The sequence below is a fragment of the Pseudomonas acericola (SeqCode) genome (assembly GCF_053456465.1).
In genome coordinates this window covers 546,906-563,304 of record NZ_JBRFJB010000001.1, presented here as the reverse complement: position 1 = coordinate 563,304, position 16,399 = coordinate 546,906, and the positions used below count along the sequence as shown (strand labels likewise).

Genomic DNA, 16,399 nt, shown 5'->3' with positions numbered 1-16,399 from the left:
AGGCTTCTGTGGGAGCTGGCTTGCCTGCGATGCAGGCACCTCGGTGTGTCAGACCTACCGAGGTGATGCCATCGCAGGCAAGCCAGCTCCCACAGTGCAGGTCAGCTTCCAGGGGCCTTCAAGCGCGCATATTGATCCTGGCTGATCCAGCCAGTAAACGAACGATTCTGCGCATTGATGAACTCAACCTGCGCCCAGCCATCCTTGAAGGCCAGTACCCCGACCACATCATCCTTGACGATATACGGACGCTTGGCCGCCTTGGCCCCCGGGGTTTTCAGCAGGTAAACCTTGTCGGCGGCCACCGTCACCAAACCAATCCACTGTTTATTCGCGGTCTGGGTCAGGTCCAGCCCCGTGGCAATTTCCGGCATCAGCACATTCATGCAGCCGGCATGCTGGCGGCCCTGTTCCACGGTCAAGGTCACGCCGTCGGCGGACGGTGTCACGCTGCCAGGGTAGGCATCGACGAGCCAGGTGGTCAGTTCGTTCCCGCTGCCTTGTAGGTAGAACGCGCATCTGCTGACGCCCTCCCCCAGTTCTTCCGCGTAAAAACCTTCCACCCGGTGCTCGGGCGTCACCGCCAGCATCAGCCCTTCATACATGCCCGAATGCAGCGCAGGCGCACCCGCAAATGCCGGGGCCACGGCGCACAGCGACAACACACCCATCGTCAGAACACGCATCATCTTATTTTTTCCCTTCAAGTGCGTTGTAGGCTTTTTCGATAAGCACGTCATAGTTACCGTAATCCTTGCCGTTATAGTTACGCGCCATGGCCACGTAATCCTTGTCTTTCATGGCTTTCATCAGTGTCGGGCTCTGACTGCAAAAACTCAGGAACGCTCTAAGTTGGCTGCCGGCATTGATCTTTAATGCCGCGACAAACTCAAACACCGTCTTGTAACCGCACGCCGCGAAGTTAAAACCCATCACCTGAAACATGCCCCAGGACGCCGACATCAACGCCGCTTCCTGATCCAACGCAAAGGCGGTGGCCATGGTCTCCCAGGCCTTGACTTGATCCTTATTATTGACCTGCCACTGCGGCCCGGCTTTTCGCACATAGGGATACGACAGCAGCGGATGCGCCTGGTCGTAGATGTGTTTGGTGTACTTGCGAAACAGGTGCCCCTCAAAAGCGATCACCGGCAACTTCGCCGGCCCGAACCCCGAGCGCCCGCCCGATTCAACCGTGGCGAACGCCTTGATGATATTGACCGAGATGCCGTTGCCCAACTGCTTGGCGGCGTTCTGGAAGTCGCTTTCAGTCAGGGTCATGCCCCCGTCGCACGTGGCCTGGAGCACCAACTGGCGGTTGCGCCGCTCGGCCTCGACCATGGCGCGCATGCGGTCCAGGTACACATTGACCGTGGCCTGCACCGCATCGCCCTGGTTATTGCCGAACACATTGAGAAAGCTCGGGATGCGCATCGCCGGGAAGGCCTTCACCGGCACTTTCACCGCTTCTTCGATCAGGCTGTTGAAGGTGCGGCCCGTCGGATCGATCACCCCATCGGGGTGCGCGTACTTGAGATGGCGGAACTGATACTGGCTGATGCACTGCACCAACTGGCCGTCGCACTTGCCGTTCTCGGCAAGCGGAAAACCCAGCTTGGGAATGATCAGATTGAATAAATACTGGATGCACTGCACATCGGCGGGCAAGTTGCGGGCTTTACCGGGGGCGCCCACCGACGCACTGATAAGTCGGGGCAACCCTTGCAGGCTTTTCATCACAAACATCCTTGTTAGTTAAAGAAGTGATAGCACTTCAATATCAATTCCGCACACTTGTCACATTCTGAAACAAGCTGGCGGCGCAAACTAACAAGGTGGTTTTGGCTTGTAAAGTGGGGGAATTTAAAGTTGTGAGACAGGCGTCATCGCTGCGCAATAAGTTGAGCAGGTGGCTAGATAAAAGATTTTTTGATTTGACGCAGAAGAGGTACTGCAAGGGAGAGCGTTATGGAGGCAACCCCACCAGCCACACCCCGGCACACAATGTTCCCGCTGTGGCTGCTGCCTTCCGGCTCTGACCAGGTTCACGGGTAATCGTTGCGGGGGGACCGATGGGGTCACCATAACGACGCCTGCCTCTCGGCAAGCGGGGCCATTGTACCGATCTCATCGGAAGTTACAACCGTTCGCTCCAGATTAAAAATAGCTGATGGCTCAAGCACTTGCCCGTGATGCAGGCGACGCGGTCGGTCAGCTGGACCGAGGTGATGCTATCGCAGGCAAGCCAGCTCCCACAGAAAAGCCATTTCACTGGGCCTGTAGGACCTCATCCGCCCTTCCGCCCTCCTCCTGGATGACCAAGTGGATAAAGTGCAACTTGGCAATCACCGCCGGTGGCAGCACGAAGGGATAGAAATCCGGCTGGCCCATGCTGCGTGACAGTTCGTTGAGCATGCCGGCCAGTTCGATCCAGGCGTTGACGAACGACAGGAACGCCACGCCGCCAGGATGTTCGGGGTCGTAGAGGGTGCTGAGGGGGAACGGCTGGTAATCCAGATCCATCTCGCGGGCGCTCATGCCAAAGCCGAGCGCCGTATCGACTGCATCCATCATGTGCAGGTAGTGAGCCCAGGTTTCAGCCCAGTCTTCCCAAGGGTGCATGGTAGCGTAGGCGCTGACGCAGGTCTGTTGCCAGCCGGGGCGCGGGCCGTTCTGGTAGTGCTGGTCGAGGGCGTCGGCGTAGCTGGCGCGTTCGTCGCCGAACAGGCGGCGAAACGGTTCAATCCAATGGGTATTGGCGATCAGGCGATCCCAGTAGTAATGGCCGACCTCATGGCGAAAATGCCCCAGCAAGGTGCGGTAAGGCTCACGCATCTGTACGCGAACTTTCTCACGGTGGGCGTCGTCGGCTTCCTTGATGTCCAGGGTGATCAGGCCATTGGCGTGGCCGGTCATGGGCGCGTTGCCTTCAAGGTCGATACCGACAAAATCGAAGGCCAGGCCCGTGTCTTCGTCGACGCTCTTGGGCACCACTTGCAAGCCGAGGCTGATGAGCTGGGCCACCAGGCGGCGCTTGGCGATCTCCACTTTGCGCCAGCGTTCGGGGTTTTCCGGGATAGACAGGTCGGGGATGGTGCGGTTGAGGCTGCACGCCACGCACAGCGGCGCGGTGCTATGGGCGGGGATCAGCCAGTTGCAGGCGGCCGGGGTGTCGAGGTTGGCGCAGCGGCGGAAGGCGCCGGCGTCGAGATTGCCGTCTTGTAGCCACGTGCCTTCCACGGGGCCGGGTTGCAGGGAGGCGAGCCGACTTTGTTGCGGCTGGTAGCCCAGCAGCGCCTGGCAGGCCAGGCATTGGCTGTTGCGAAAGAACAGGGATTGGCCGCAGCGGCATTGCCATACCTTGCCGTCGCGAGACGGCCCGGCCACGAAGGGGGCGGCGATGCGTGAACTGAGCTGCTCGAAGTAACGGAACATGGCGATCTCTCCCCTGGATGACTGAGACTAGATCATTTCCCGCGTAAGATCGTTCCCACGCTCTGCGTGGGAACGCCTCTTGTGACGCTCAGCGTCACGCTTTGGGCGCAGAGCGCCCGGGGCTGCATTCCCACGCGGAGCGTGGGAACGATCATCATCAGACGGTGATGTTGTGCTTGGCCAGGAAGGCGACGAAGGCTTCTTCGTCGAGGACCTTGAGCCCCAGTTCGCTGGCCTTGGCCAGTTTTGAACCGGCACCCGGCCCGGCCACCACGCAGTGGGTTTTCGCCGAGACGGAACCCGCCACCTTGGCACCGAGGCTTTCGAGCTTGTCCTTGGCCACGTCGCGGCTCATCAGCTCCAGGGAGCCGGTGAGCACCCAGGTGTGACCGGCTTCGGGCAGGCCTTCGACGACCTTTTTTTCGCTCTCCCAATGCATGCCGAAGTCTTTGAGCTGCTGCTCGATGGCCAGGGCGCGGTTGGCGTTATCAGGATTATCGAAAAACTCACGCACGGCCTTGGCCTGCTTCTCGGGCAGCGCCTGGCGCATGTCCAGCCAGTCGGCCTTGATTACGCCTTCGAGGCTGCCGAACTTGTCCGCGAGTTTCTGCGCTGCACCCGGGCCGACGCTAGGCACGTGCAGCTTGTCGAGCAAGCCGCCCAAGGTGGTGCTGGCGGCGAACTCGGCGCTCAGGTCGCCCTGATCCTGCAATTGCAGGCCGCACTCGTCCGGCGACAGCAGCGCGCCGATCACCTCCTGGTTGTGGCTGTCTTCAAAGAAACTGTGGATCTCGTGCGCCACTTCCAGGCCCACGTCCGGCAAGTACGTCAGCACTTCCGGCAAGGCCTGCTGCACGCGCTCCAGGGACGCCAGGGACCGCGCCAGCACCTTGGCCGTCTCCTCGCCCACGTCGGGGATGCCCAGCGCATAGATAAAACGCGCCAGGGTTGGTGTCTTGCTGTTTTCGATGGCCGCGATCAGCTTCTTGCTGGAGATGTCGGCGAAGCCTTCCAGGTCGATGACCTGCTCATACTTGAGCTTGTAGAGGTCGGCCGGCGAGCCGATGAGTTTTTCGTCCACCAATTGCTCGATGGTCTTGTCACCCAGGCCGTCGATGTCCATGGCACGGCGCGAGACAAAGTGGATAATCGCCTGCTTCAACTGCGCGCCACACGCCAGGCGCCCGACGCAGCGGTACACCGCGCCTTCGCTGACGGTTTCCTTGCCCTTGCTGCGCTTGACCAGTTGGGTGCGTTCCACATGGGAACCGCACACCGGGCAGCTTTCAGGAATCGGTACCGCGCGGGCGTCTTGCGGGCGGCGTTCGAGCACCACGGAGACGACTTGCGGGATCACGTCACCAGCACGGCGGATGATCACGGTGTCGCCGATCATCACGCCCAGGCGCGCCACTTCATCCATGTTGTGCAAGGTGGCATTGGACACGGTAACCCCCGCGACCTTGACCGGCTTCAAGCGCGCCACCGGGGTGACGGCGCCCGTGCGGCCGACCTGGAATTCCACGTCGAGCAGCTCGGTCATTTCTTCCAGTGCCGGGAATTTATGCGCGATGGCCCAGCGCGGTTCGCGGGCGCGGAAGCCCAGCTCGCGCTGGTAGGCAATGCTGTTGACCTTGAACACTACGCCGTCGATCTCGTACGGCAGGCTGTTGCGGCGCTCGCCGATGTCGCGGTAGTAGTCGAGGCAATCCTGAATGCCCTTGGCCAGTTTCAGCTCGTGGCTGATGGGCATGCCCCACTTTTGCAGTTGTTGCAGGTTGCCGATATGGGTGTCGCTGATGTCGGTGGTCACGCCGTAGCAGCAGAACTCCAGCGGGCGGCTGGCGGTGATCTTCGAATCCAGCTGGCGCAGACTACCAGCGGCGGCGTTGCGCGGGTTGGCGAAGGTTTTGCCGCCGACTTCCAACTGCGAGGCGTTGAGCCGCTCGAAGCCGGCCTTGGACATAAACACTTCGCCACGCACTTCCAGAGTCGCCGGCCAGCCGCTGCCGTGCAGTTTCAGCGGGATATTGCGTACCGTGCGCACATTGACGCTGATGTCTTCGCCGGTGGTGCCATCGCCACGGGTGGCGCCGCGCACCAGTTCGCCATCCTGATACAGCAGGCTGACCGCCAGGCCGTCCAGCTTGGGTTCGCAGCTGTATTCCACCACCGCGCCACCGCCGAACAGATCACCGGCCGGCAGGTCGAGACCTTCAGTCACACGGCGATCAAATTCGAGCATGGTGGTTTCATCAAACGCGTTGCCGAGGCTGAGCATCGGCACTTCGTGCTTGACCTGGGTGAACGCCGACAACGCCGCACTGCCCACCCGCTGTGTCGGCGAATCCCGCGTAACCAGGTCCGGGTGCTCGGCCTCCAGGGCCTTGAGTTCGTGGAACAGCCGATCGTACTCGGCGTCCGGGATGCTCGGCTCGTCAAGGACGTGGTAACGGTAGTTGTGCTGATCCAGTTCAGCGCGCAGTTCGAGGATGCGGGTGTGGGCGGCGGTCATGGGTGTTCTCTCATAAAGCAAAAGAGCAGCCGAAGCTGCTCAATATGTTAGTGCACGGATTCTACAGACAACGCTTAAGCTCAGGCCTCAGCGTTTCTGTGTCAGGGCGCGACGCTCGAACTCGACGATGCGCTGACGGTAATGTTCGATGGTCTGCGCGGTGAGGACGCTGCGTTGGTCGTCCTTCAGCTCGCCGTTCAGTTCCTGGGACAGCTTGCGCGCTGCGGCCACCATCACGTCGAACGCTTGTTTCGGGTGACGCGGGCCTGGCAGGCCGAGGAAGAAGCTCACGGCCGGGGTGCTGAACAGGTCGATGTCGTCCAGGTCAAACGTGCCCGGCTTGACCGCGTTGGCCATGGAGAACAGCACTTCGCCGTTACCGGCCATGCTTTCGTGGCGGTGGAAGATATCCATCTCGCCAAAGCGCAGGCCGCTTTCGAGGATGTTCTGCAACAGCGCTGGGCCTTTGAAACCGGCGGCGTCGCGGCAGATCACGCTGATCACCAGGACTTCTTCCGCGGCCGGCTGGTCGTTGACTGATTGGCGCGGCGCGGGCTTGCCGACGTTTTCATCCGGGAAGTCATCGTCGCGGCTGCTGAAGCTCGGGCCATCATCGACGTCGAGGTTCAGGTCGCCCTGATGTGGCTCGGCCACGGCAGCGCTGGCACGCTTGCCACGTTTGGACGAAGGCTCACGGGCTTCACGCAACGGCGCGCTCATCGACGGCAGGTCGTGCTCGTCCAGTTGCGGTTCTTTATGGGTATCCAGCACACGGGGCGGCCCCAGCAGCTCGGCGGCGCCGTCGTCGTCTGGCAGGTTGGACAGGTTGCGGTCCAGGCGGAATTTGAGCTTGCCCTTGCCACCGCGCATCCGGCGCCAGCCATCAAAAAGAATACCGGCAATGACAATAATGCCGATGACGATCAGCCACTCGCGCAGACCGATTTCCATGTAATCCCGTGCCTCTAATAAAAAATGCTGAAAAATAAGGGGTTTAGCACCGTGCAAACCGCTTTAAAACGTGGCGCCAACTCTATGTTCTGACTGACGTTTTGCCCACGCACACGAAAAATTGACATTAAACTAGCACGACCAAAGATAACTTTACACCGTCTGTCAAAATGCCTTGAACAATTATGTCGTTAGGCCATCTTTGCCAGACCGGTAAAACACCTTACATCCTGCTGAAAATTCTCTTTCGAAGCCTGGGTCAGGATTCCACCATCGCCATTGCTTCTTCCACATCCACCGCCACCAAACGCGAACAACCCGGTTCATGCATCGTCACGCCCATCAACTGATCAGCCATTTCCATGGCGATCTTGTTGTGGGTGATATAGATGAACTGCACGGTCTGGGACATCTCTTTGACCAGTCGTGCATAGCGTCCAACGTTAGCGTCATCCAGCGGCGCGTCAACTTCGTCGAGCATGCAGAACGGCGCCGGGTTCAACTTGAAGATGGCAAATACCAGGGCCAATGCGGTCAGGGCTTTTTCGCCGCCGGACAACAAATGGATGGTGCTGTTCTTCTTGCCCGGAGGCCGCGCCATGATCGTTACCCCTGTATCGAGTAGATCTTCGCCCGTCAGTTCCAAGTAAGCGCTGCCACCGCCGAAAACTTTCGGGAATAACGCCTGTAAACCGCTATTAATCTGATCAAAGGTATCTTTGAAGCGGTTGCGGGTTTCCTTGTCAATCTTGCGGATCACGTTTTCCAAGGTATCCAGGGCTTCGACCAAGTCGGCGTCCTGCGCGTCCAGATAACGTTTACGCTCGGATTGTTGCTGGTATTCGTCGATAGCCGCGAGGTTGATCGCACCCAGGCGCTGGATACGCGCGGCAATCCGCTCAAGTTCTTCTTCGGCGTCTTTCTCGTTGGCCTGGGTAGTCAACGTATTGAGCACGCCGTGCAAGTCGTAGCCGTCTTCGAGCAACTGGTCTTGCAGGGTCTTGCGGCGCACGGTCAGGGCTTGCCATTCCATGCGCTGTTGTTCGAGCTGGCCGCGGATCAACTGGGATTGCTGCTCGGCCTGGGTCCGGCGTTTCTCGGCGTCGCGCAGTTCGCGGTCGGCGTCTTCCAGGGCGATTTGCGCGGTCTTGAGTTCTTCGTCGACGGTCATGCGCTTGTCGAGCAATTCTTCAAGCTTGAGGCGCAACTCTTCCAGCGGCGCTTCGCCCTCTTCCAGGTTGAGGCTCAGTTGCTCGCGTTTTTCGGTGAGGCGTTCGGACTGCATCTCCAGGCGTTCAAGGGCCTGGGCGGTGGACGCGTGCTGGGCCTTGAGCGAGCCCAGGCGCACCGCCAGTTGGTGCGCGTGGTCCTTGTGCTGACGGGCTTCCTGGCGCACGCGGTCGAGGCGTTCGCGCAGGCTGTCACGCTGGGCCAGCAACAGTTCGCGCTGCTCGGTGTCGAGGGCCATGCTGTCGAGGGCTTCCTGCAATTGCAGGCGCGCTTCGCCGATCTGTTCGTGCTCCAGGGCGCGCTGTTCGCCCATCTCGGCGACTTCTTCGTCGAGACGGGTGCGGCGCAGGGTCAGTTGTTCGGCCTTGGCCTTGCTCGCGGAGAGCTGGGCCTTGAGTTCACCTTGCTGGCGCGCTTCGTCCTGCAACAGGCGGCGCAGGTGTTCACGACCGGTCTCTTGCTGGCGCTGGGTGGCGCGCAGGGTTTGCAGTTGGGTTTCCAGGCTTTCCAGGGTGGCTTCGCGCTCTTCGCGCTCGGCGATCAGGTTGACGATTTCCTGGCCACGGGCCAAGACGCCGCTTTCCGCTTCGCTGGCGCGGCGCACCCGCAGGAAGTGCCGGCCAACCCAATAGCCGTCGCGGCTGATCAGGCTTTCGCCGGCGCCGAGCTGGCCACGCTGGGCCAACGCTTGCTCAAGTGATTCAACCGGCTTGACCTGGCCCAGCCACGGCGACAGATCAATCGCCGCCTCAACCTTGTCCAGCAAACTACCCGGCACCCGTTTGCCATCGGCAGCGGGGCTGAGCAAACGCAGGTCGCCCTGGGCAAAACCGGCCAGGTCGAAGCCGCCAAAGTCATCCACCAGCACGGCTTGCAGGTCGGCGCCCAGCACGGTTTCCACCGCCAGTTCCCAACCCGCTTCGACTTTCAAACCTTCGGCCAGGCGCGGGCGCTCGGCCAGATGCTGGTCGCGCAGCCATTCGGCGGTGCCGGTGTCGGGGTCCAACGCCGCTTGTTGCAACGCCTCAAGGGACGCCAGCCGGCCATTAAGCCGCTGCAAATCGCCCTGGGCCTGCTGCTGCGCCTGGGTCGCCTGTTGCAGTTGCTGACGCAGTTGCTCCAGGCGCTCCACTTGTTGTTCTTCGCTGGCTTCCAGCTCCTCAAGCGTCATTTCGCTTTCGGCCAGTTGCTCGCTCAGCTCCATGATCGCCGCGTCTTCCGGGTCGGCGGCGAGCAGCACGCGCTCTTCCTGCAAGCGGCGCTGGCGCTCGGCCAAACGCTCCATGCTGGTTTCCAGTTGCTGGATGCGTGACTGCTGCACCTCGGCCTGGCGGCGCGGCTCGGCGGATTGCAGGTTGAACGTGTCCCACTGCTCCTGCCAGCCGTGCATGGTGCTTTCGGATTCTTCCAGGGCGGCGGCGGCTTCTTCGGCGGCGGCGTTGGTAACTTCCTGCTCGGGGGTGAGCATGTCCAGCTCTTCGCCGAGGGTCAGCAGCAACGTGCGGTCGTGGCCCAGGTGGGATTCGGTCTCCAGGCGCGCGCGTTCGGCTTCCTTGAGATCGTCCTGCAACTGGCGCAGGCGTTGCTGGCCGTGCTGGATGCTTTGTTCCACGCGGGCGATATCGCCGCCCACCGAATAGAAACGGCCCTGCACCAGATTGAAGCGCTCAGACAAATCATGGTGCCCATCACGCAGGCGTTCGATGCTCGCGTCGGCATTGCGTTGCTCGGCCACCAGCGCTTCAAAGCTGATTTCCTGGGTGCCGATGATCGCCTCGCGCTGGCCGACCTGCTCGTTCAACGCCTGCCAGCGCAGGGCCGACAGTTGTGCCTTGAGCTGGCGCTCTTCGCCCTTGTATTCCTGATACTTCTCGGCCGCCTGGGCCTGGCGGTGCAGGCGCTCCAACTGGCGCTCCAGCTCTTCGCGCAGGTCGGTGAGGCGGGCGAGGTTTTCGTGGGTGCGGCGGATACGGTTTTCAGTCTCGCGGCGGCGCTCCTTGTACTTGGAGATGCCGGCCGCTTCTTCGATAAAGTTGCGCAGGTCTTCGGGCTTGGCTTCGATCAGCTTGGAGATCATGCCCTGCTCGATGATCGAGTAGCTGCGCGGACCCAGGCCGGTGCCGAGGAAAATATCGGTGATGTCCCGACGGCGACACTTGGTGCCGTTGAGGAAGTAACTGTTCTGGCTGTCGCGGGTCACTTTGCGGCGGATCGAGATTTCCGCGTAGGCCGCGTACTCGCCAATCAAGGTGCCGTCGGAGTTGTCGAACACCAGTTCGATGCTCGCCTGGCTCACCGGCTTGCGGCTGGTGGAGCCGTTGAAGATGACGTCGGTCATCGACTCGCCGCGCAGGTTTTTCGCCGAGCTCTCGCCCATCACCCAACGGACGGCGTCGATGATGTTCGACTTGCCGCAACCATTGGGCCCGACCACCGCCGCCATATTACTGGGGAAGTTCACCGTGGTCGGGTCGACGAAGGATTTGAACCCCGCCAGTTTGATGCACTTGAGCCGCACGTTTAGGCGTCCGCCAACGCAGCGATGACCAGCGAGCAACTGCGCTCGCCGTAGGCCGACAGCACCTGGCGAATCTGTGGCAGGTCACGGGCGAGGACGGCGGCGAGCAATTGCTCGAACAGCACCAGGTATTCGCTCATGGACGCCTTGCGCTGATCCAGGGCCAGGTAATAGGCGCGGTTCATCGCCGGTTGCAGGTTTTCGACGGTTTCCTGCAAGTACGGGTTGTTGGCGAACGGGTACGCGGCGCGCATCACGTTGAAGCTTTCTTCGACGAAGGCGCGGATGTCCTGGCGCTCGAAATTAGTCACCAGGCGCTGCTGGATTTGCACGAAGGGCGCCATGTCGGCCTGGGTCTGCCAGCCTTGGGCGACTGCATTGCCGAGCAGGATGTACAACTCGCCCATCAACGTGCACAGGCTCTGCACTTTGTGTGCGGTGAGTTCGGTGACGTGGGCGCCACGGCGCGGCAGGATCGCGATCAGGTGGCGGCGTTCGAGGATCAGCAAGGCTTCGCGCACGGAACCACGGCTGACATTGAGTGCCAGCGTGACCTTTTGCTCCTGGATCCGCTCCCCAGGCTTGAGTTCGCCGCGAATGATGCGTTCGGCGAGGTGGTGAGCGATTTGCTCGGCGAGGCTGTCCGGCGCCTTGAACGTCATGTTTTACCTTCAAAATCTTCTATCGATACAAGCGCGGCAGTGTAGCGCATTGGCCCGCTGATGGCGCTACGCCCACCGTGGCTAATTTGGCACGGAATAAGCAGCGTTGAAAACTCAAAAGCCCCTGAAAACGCCGGTTCCAGAAGACTGGACCATAATTGAAAGTGTTGCGACCGGATTTTCTTGACCTTCTGGTCAGAAAATCGTTGACCGAAAAGTCAGACATGACTAGATTCGGCGCAAAGCGGTTAACAACAATAATGAGTCTGCGAGGCCTTCCGTGATCCAGTTTTTACTTAACCAGGAACTCCGTAGCGAGCACGCCCTGGACCCCAATCTCACCGTGCTCAACTACCTGCGTGAGCACCTGGGCAAATCCGGTACCAAGGAAGGCTGCGCCAGTGGCGACTGCGGCGCGTGCACCGTGGTGGTCGGCGAGCTGCACACCGACGCTCAAGGCGCGGAGCAGATCCGTTATCGCAGCCTCAACTCGTGCCTGACCTTTGTCTCGTCCCTGCACGGCAAGCAATTGATCAGCGTCGAGGACCTCAAGCACCAAGGCCAATTGCACAGCGTGCAACAGGCGATGGTCGAGTGCCACGGCTCGCAATGCGGCTTTTGCACCCCCGGTTTCGTCATGTCGTTGTTTGCCCTGCAAAAGAACAGCGACGCCCCCGACAGCCAAAAAGCCCACGAAGCCCTGGCCGGCAACCTGTGCCGCTGCACCGGTTATCGGCCGATCCTCGCCGCCGCCGAACAGGCCTGCTGCAACAAGCCGCAGGACCAGTTCGACAGCCGCCAAGCCGACACAATCGCCCGCCTCAAAGCCATCGCGCCGACGCAAACCGGCGAACTCAACAGCGGCGACAAACGCTGCCTGGTGCCACTCACCGTGGCCGACCTGGCCGATCTCTACGACTCGTATCCGCAAGCACGCCTGCTGGCCGGCGGCACCGACCTGGCGCTGGAAGTCACCCAGTTCCACCGCACGCTGCCGGTGATGATCTACGTCGGCAATATCGAAGAGATGAAGCGCATCGACGACTTCGCCGACCGCCTGGAAATCGGCGCCGCCACTGCCCTCTCCGATTGCTACACCGCACTGCACCACGAATACCCGGACTTCGGCGAGTTGCTGCACCGCTTCGCCTCCTTGCAGATCCGCAACCAGGGCACCCTCGGCGGCAATATCGGCAACGCTTCGCCAATCGGCGATTCGCCGCCGCTGCTGATCGCCCTCGGTGCGCAGATCGTGCTGTGCAAGGGCAACACCCGGCGCACCTTGGCGCTCGAAGATTACTTCATCGACTACCGCGTCACCGCGCGCCAGGACAGCGAATTCATCGAGAAGATCATCGTGCCGAAGGGTCACGCGCTGTTCCGCGCCTACAAGGTTTCCAAACGCCTGGACGATGATATTTCCGCCGTCTGCGCCGCGTTCAACCTGAAGATCGACAACGGCGTGATCCGTGAAGCCCGCGTCGCCTTCGGCGGCATGGCTGCCACGCCGAAACGCGCGAAAAGCTGCGAAACCGTGCTGGTCGGTGCTACCTGGAACAGCGCCACCGTGGAAAAAGCCTGCGCCGCCCTGGCCGAGGATTTCACCCCACTGTCGGACTTCCGCGCCAGCAAGGAATACCGCCTGCTCAGCGCGCAGAACCTGCTGCGCAAATACTTCATCGAACTGCAAACGCCGCACATCGAGACTCGGGTGACCGCTTATGTCTAACCATCACGCCGTCGTTAAAACCCAAGCCGAACTCGCCGAGCTGTTCGCCCAGGACCTCACCTCCGGTGTGGGGCGCAGCGTCAAGCATGACAGCGCCGCCAAGCATGTTTCCGGTGAAGCGCAGTACATCGATGACCGCCTGGAATTCCCTAACCAGCTGCATCTGTATGCGCGCATGTCCGACCGCGCCCACGCCCGCATCATCAGCATCGACACCGCGCCGTGCTACGCGTTTGAAGGCGTGCGCATAGCAATCACCCACGAAGACGTGCCCGGCCTGAAAGACATCGGCCCGCTGATGCCCGGCGACCCGTTGCTGGCCATCGATACCGTACAGTTCGTCGGCCAAGTGGTGCTCGCCGTCGCCGCCCGTGACTTGGAAACTGCACGCAAAGCCGCGATGGCGGCGGTGATCGAATACGAAGACCTGGAACCGGTGCTGGACGTGGTCGAGGCCTTCCGCAAGAAACACTTCGTGCTCGACAGCCACACCCACCAACGCGGCGATTCGGCCAGCGCACTGGCGTCGGCGAAAAACCGTATCCAGGGCACCCTGCACATCGGCGGCCAGGAACACTTCTACCTGGAGACCCAGATCTCCTCGGTGATGCCCACCGAAGACGGCGGCATGATCGTCTACTGCTCCACGCAAAACCCCACCGAAGTGCAAAAACTGGTGGCCGAAGTGCTGGACGTGTCGATGAATAAAATCGTCGTGGATATGCGCCGCATGGGCGGCGGTTTCGGCGGCAAGGAAACCCAGGCCGCCAGCCCGGCGTGCTTGTGCGCCGTGGTCGCGCGCCTCACTGGCCAGCCGACCAAGATGCGCCTGCCGCGCGTCGAAGACATGCTGATGACCGGCAAGCGCCACCCCTTCTATATCGAATACGACGTGGGCTTTGACGACAGCGGCCGCCTGCACGGGATCAACCTCGATCTGGCCGGCAATTGCGGCTGCTCGCCGGACTTGTCCAACTCGATCGTCGACCGCGCCATGTTCCACTCCGACAACTCGTATTACCTGGGCGATGCCACGGTCAACGGCCACCGCTGCAAGACCAACACCGCGTCCAACACCGCCTATCGCGGCTTCGGCGGCCCGCAAGGAATGGTCGCCATCGAAGAGGTAATGGACGCCATCGCCCGCCATCTGGCCCTCGATCCGCTGGCGGTGCGCAAGGTCAATTACTACGGCAAGACCGAGCGCAACGTCACCCACTACTACCAGACCGTCGAGCACAACCTGCTCGAAGAGATGACCGCCGAGCTTGAGGCCAGCAGCCAATACGCCGAGCGCCGCGAAGCGATCCGCCTGTACAACGCCCACAGCCCGATCCTGAAAAAAGGCCTGGCGCTGACCCCGGTGAAATTCGGTATTTCGTTTACCGCCAGTTTCCTCAACCAGGCCGGCGCGCTGATCCACATCTACACCGACGGCAGCATCCACCTGAACCACGGCGGCACCGAGATGGGCCAGGGCTTGAACACCAAGGTCGCGCAGGTGGTAGCCGAAGTGTTCCAGGTGGAAATCGACCGCGTACAGATCACCGCCACCAACACCGACAAGGTGCCCAACACCTCGCCGACTGCGGCCTCCAGCGGCGCCGACCTGAACGGCAAGGCCGCGCAGAACGCCGCCGAAATCATCAAGCAGCGCCTGGTGGAATTCGCCGCGCGCAAGTACGACGTAAGCGAAGCGGATGTGCAATTCCACAACGGCCATGTGCGCGTGCGTGAACAGATCCTCACGTTTGAGGCGCTGATCCAGCAGGCGTATTTCGCCCAGGTGTCGCTGTCGAGTACGGGCTTCTACAAGACCCCGAAAATCTTCTACGACCGCAGCCAGTCGCGCGGTCGGCCGTTCTACTACTTCGCCTTCGGCGCGGCGTGCTGCGAAGTGATCGTCGATACCCTGACCGGCGAATACAAGATGCTGCGCACCGACATCCTCCACGACGTGGGCGCCTCACTGAACCCGGCCATCGACATCGGCCAGGTGGAAGGCGGGTTTATCCAGGGCATGGGCTGGCTGACGATGGAAGAGCTGGTGTGGAACAACAAGGGCAAGCTGATGACCAACGGCCCGGCCAGCTACAAGATCCCAGCCGTTGCCGATATGCCGCTGGACCTGCGGGTGAAGCTGGTGGAAAACCGCAAGAACCCGGAAGACACGGTGTTCCATTCCAAGGCCGTGGGTGAACCACCGTTCATGCTCGGGATTGCTTCGTGGTGTGCGATCAAGGATGCGGTGGCGAGTTTGGGTGACTATCGGCATCAGCCAAAGATCGATGCGCCGGCGACGCCGGAGCGGGTGCTTTGGGGCTGTGAGCAGATGCGGCAGTTAACGGCGGCTTCGCCTGTGGAAACTGAAACCGAGTTGGCTTCGCTTTAGGACCGAGGTGCTGCCATCGCAGGCAAGCCAGCTCCCACATTTTGAACTGTGAACACCGTCAAATGTGGGAGCTGGCTTGCCTGCGATAGCGGCCTGACTGACAACAGAAATGTTGAGGTAGACATGAACAACTGGATCAGCGCCCTCGCCCACCTGCAAACCAGCGGCGAACCCTGCGTACTGGTAACCATCATCGAAGAACTCGGCTCCACGCCGCGCAACGCCGGTTCCAAGATGGTCATCAGCGCCGCCCAGACCTTCGACACCATCGGCGGCGGGCACTTGGAATACAAGGCGATGCAGATCGCCCGAGACATGCTTGTACGTGGTCAGCAGAACACCCATCTGGAGCGCTTCAGCCTGGGCGCCAGCCTGGGCCAATGCTGCGGCGGGGTGACCGTGCTGTTGTTCGAGCCCATGGGCCAGGTGCAGGCCCAGATCGCGGTGTTTGGCGCCGGCCATGTCGGCCGTGCGTTGGTGCCGCTACTGGCCAGCCTGCCGTGCCGGGTGCGCTGGATCGATTCCCGCGAGCAGGAGTTTCCAGAACATATCCCCGAAGGCGTGCGTAAAATCGTCAGCGAAGAGCCGGTCGATGAAATTGCCGACCTGCCAGTGGGCAGTTACTGCATCGTCATGACCCACAATCACGCGCTGGACCTGGAGCTCACCGCCGCCCTGCTCAAGCGCAATGACTTCGCCTACTTCGGCCTGATCGGCTCCAAGACCAAACGGGTCAAGTTCGAACACCGCCTGCGTGATCGCGGCTTCGACGCCGCACAGTTGCAACGCATGCGCTGCCCCATGGGCCTCACCGAGGTGAAGGGCAAGTTGCCAGTGGAGATCGCGATCTCCATCGCCGGCGAAATCATCGCCACCTATAACGCCAATTTCGGCCAGCACACTGCGAGTGCCGAACCGATTGCCAAACTGCTGCCGGCTTCGCGTCGCAGCCAAGCCATTTGAATTG

General features: G+C 61.3%; 10 protein-coding genes and 1 other RNA gene. 3 read left to right on the top strand and 8 right to left on the bottom strand.

Features of this window, described 5'->3' with window-relative positions; translation table 11 throughout:
* Window positions 1-101: 101 nt before the first annotated feature.
* From ACU688_RS02600 to ACU688_RS02565, 8 genes are all read right to left on the bottom strand, one after another.
* Entirely contained in the window at window positions 102-689 is a 588-nt protein-coding gene (locus tag ACU688_RS02600; RefSeq protein WP_448183546.1) for an SH3 domain-containing protein, read from the bottom strand.
* 1 nt (window position 690) lies between these two features.
* Window positions 691-1,737, bottom strand: coding sequence for an N-acetylmuramidase family protein (locus ACU688_RS02595; protein WP_448183545.1), 1,047 nt, complete (start codon window positions 1,735-1,737; stop codon window positions 691-693).
* Window positions 1,738-1,978: 241 nt separating this feature from the next.
* Window positions 1,979-2,075: signal recognition particle sRNA small type (ffs, locus tag ACU688_RS02590), an RNA gene on the bottom strand.
* A 193-nt stretch (window positions 2,076-2,268) separates the two neighbouring features.
* Window positions 2,269-3,435 carry a zinc-binding metallopeptidase family protein gene (locus tag ACU688_RS02585; RefSeq protein ID WP_448183544.1) on the bottom strand — a complete coding sequence of 389 codons (1,167 nt, stop codon included), beginning with the start codon at window positions 3,433-3,435 and terminating at the stop codon, window positions 2,269-2,271.
* A gap of 157 nt (window positions 3,436-3,592) precedes the next feature.
* Window positions 3,593-5,950: an NAD-dependent DNA ligase LigA gene (gene ligA, locus ACU688_RS02580; protein WP_448183543.1), complete on the bottom strand. Its 2,358-nt coding sequence runs from the start codon at window positions 5,948-5,950 to the stop codon at window positions 3,593-3,595.
* Between the two features lie 87 nt (window positions 5,951-6,037).
* Window positions 6,038-6,901: a cell division protein ZipA gene (zipA, locus tag ACU688_RS02575; RefSeq protein WP_017739590.1), complete on the bottom strand. Its 864-nt coding sequence runs from the start codon at window positions 6,899-6,901 to the stop codon at window positions 6,038-6,040.
* Window positions 6,902-7,160: 259 nt separating this feature from the next.
* Window positions 7,161-10,649, bottom strand: coding sequence for a chromosome segregation protein SMC (gene smc / locus ACU688_RS02570; RefSeq protein WP_448183542.1), 3,489 nt, complete (start codon window positions 10,647-10,649; stop codon window positions 7,161-7,163).
* Between the two features lie 2 nt (window positions 10,650-10,651).
* Complete coding sequence (locus tag ACU688_RS02565; RefSeq protein ID WP_124526631.1) at window positions 10,652-11,311, bottom strand: GntR family transcriptional regulator; 660 nt, start codon at window positions 11,309-11,311, stop codon at window positions 10,652-10,654.
* 280 nt (window positions 11,312-11,591) lie between these two features.
* Between ACU688_RS02565 and xdhA the strand changes: the two genes are divergently transcribed.
* The 3 genes from xdhA to xdhC all read left to right on the top strand — a co-directional run bounded on the left by xdhA (window position 11,592) and on the right by xdhC (window position 16,395).
* Complete coding sequence (gene xdhA, locus ACU688_RS02560; RefSeq protein WP_448183541.1) at window positions 11,592-13,040, top strand: xanthine dehydrogenase small subunit; 1,449 nt, start codon at window positions 11,592-11,594, stop codon at window positions 13,038-13,040.
* Window positions 13,033-15,432 (top strand): xanthine dehydrogenase molybdopterin binding subunit, encoded by a 2,400-nt coding sequence (gene xdhB, locus ACU688_RS02555; protein WP_448183540.1) that lies wholly within the window; start codon window positions 13,033-13,035, stop codon window positions 15,430-15,432. Before xdhA ends, xdhB begins: the two co-directional genes overlap by 8 nt.
* 123 nt (window positions 15,433-15,555) lie before the next feature.
* Complete coding sequence (gene xdhC / locus ACU688_RS02550; protein ID WP_448183539.1) at window positions 15,556-16,395, top strand: xanthine dehydrogenase accessory protein XdhC; 840 nt, start codon at window positions 15,556-15,558, stop codon at window positions 16,393-16,395.
* The last annotated feature ends 4 nt before the right edge of the window (window positions 16,396-16,399 follow it).

Coding starts and splice junctions, on each gene's coding strand:
- xdhB (WP_448183540.1), top strand. CDS start 13,033: ATGTCTAACCATCACGCCGTCGTTAAAACCCAAGCCGAACTCGCCGAG.
- ACU688_RS02595 (WP_448183545.1), bottom strand. CDS start 1,737: ATGAAAAGCCTGCAAGGGTTGCCCCGACTTATCAGTGCGTCGGTGGGC.
- ACU688_RS02600 (WP_448183546.1), bottom strand. CDS start 689: ATGATGCGTGTTCTGACGATGGGTGTGTTGTCGCTGTGCGCCGTGGCC.
- ACU688_RS02585 (WP_448183544.1), bottom strand. CDS start 3,435: ATGTTCCGTTACTTCGAGCAGCTCAGTTCACGCATCGCCGCCCCCTTC.
- ligA (WP_448183543.1), bottom strand. CDS start 5,950: ATGACCGCCGCCCACACCCGCATCCTCGAACTGCGCGCTGAACTGGAT.
- ACU688_RS02565 (WP_124526631.1), bottom strand. CDS start 11,311: ATGACGTTCAAGGCGCCGGACAGCCTCGCCGAGCAAATCGCTCACCAC.
- zipA (WP_017739590.1), bottom strand. CDS start 6,901: ATGGAAATCGGTCTGCGCGAGTGGCTGATCGTCATCGGCATTATTGTC.
- xdhC (WP_448183539.1), top strand. CDS start 15,556: ATGAACAACTGGATCAGCGCCCTCGCCCACCTGCAAACCAGCGGCGAA.